General features: G+C 47.7%; 1 pseudogene. It reads right to left on the bottom strand.

The features are described from left to right. Nucleotides 1–1,267 (bottom strand): annotated as a pseudogene (locus ACN0IC_RS15550) (hypothetical protein); the annotation flags it as partial.

The raw sequence follows: 1,267 nt of genomic DNA, 5'->3' as shown, positions 1-1,267 counted from the left end.
TAACTCGAAACGCGCGATAATCATCCTCGCTCGAACCTAATTTCGCAGGAGCTCCTGAAATCCGCAAATCACGCAGGTGGTTGCTGATATCGTTGATTAACGATTGCGCTTTCTCTAGGTCTTGCTGGTTATTTACTTCAAGCTTTGAGATCGTCGCGCGGGACTTCTCATAAAGGTCCGAGAGCAATGGAAGATTTGCTCTCAAACGACTCCTAAACTTCTTCGCATTTTTCTTCGAGAGTTCTTTTCTCTCAACCTCGGCCCTAGCCTTGCTATTTTTTTCTTGAATATCTGGCAGCAAATGCTTCCGAACATCAGATGCTTGCCCAAAATATTCATATGCAGCTCGACGCAGAATGTGGATAACTAGTGTTCGTAGAGCTTTGGCGCTTCTGTTGTCGATAAAGCCTTCTCGGCCTGCTTTATCGCGTAAATTTGGATTCTCCTCTCGAGATATTGCCACTCGTCCAAACATCCTACGTGAATTCCAGAATTCACGTCCGGCTGAGATACTTCGGCGAGTCTCGATTTGGAAAAAGTCGTTATCTATCCGACCATAGGGCAACACGCGGGGACCATTCCGGAATACCAGAAAGCCACTATGTTGGGATGCCAAACCAGAAAACCAGCTGTGATCTGACTCCGATAGCGTTGTATTACTTCTGCTAAGTTCAAAAGTGGCAACGTGCAAGCTAAATGGCCCAACAAAAGTGGTCTGCCCTTTCGGCATTTTAAAATCTTCAGGCGGATAAATTACGTACTCGGAGCCAAGTAAGTGCCACTCTCCAAACGCCTTAATCTGGCCGCGAAATACGCCATCCTCATCAATATTGCCGCTCAGAACATGTTCCATTTGCTCCGTTGTTGAGCGGTTGATCGCATCTCGCTCGTCTTCAACAATTGGCGTCGGAACAGATTTCGCCCAAGTAGTCACCTCATATGAAAACTCGGGGTCAAAGGCATTGTTTTCATTTGCTGCTTCATCCACATATGGGTCAGTAAAGGCAGAAAGTGTCGCAAAAAATGCTTCTTTGATGCCCCGTACGTTAGCATCGGGTTCTACACTAGGGAGCTGCGCTCGCAGGTCATAATTTATTTCAGACACCAGCAACGCGGTACCATGTTCGCTGTCGCCAGCCCAAACCGACCAAGGCTCAAGGTGACGACCCTCGAAATGTGCGTTGATGATTGTGCTCGCAATAGCGTCTGACGGTTTCTCAGCTTGTGGATCACCTTCGCATACGACTCGGTCATAAGCTTCCCACGC

It is taken from the genome of Litorimonas sp. (genome assembly GCA_029936425.1).
In the GTDB taxonomy this organism is placed as follows: Bacteria; Pseudomonadota; Alphaproteobacteria; order Caulobacterales; family Maricaulaceae; genus Litorimonas.
This window is presented reverse-complemented; position numbering and strand designations above follow the sequence as displayed.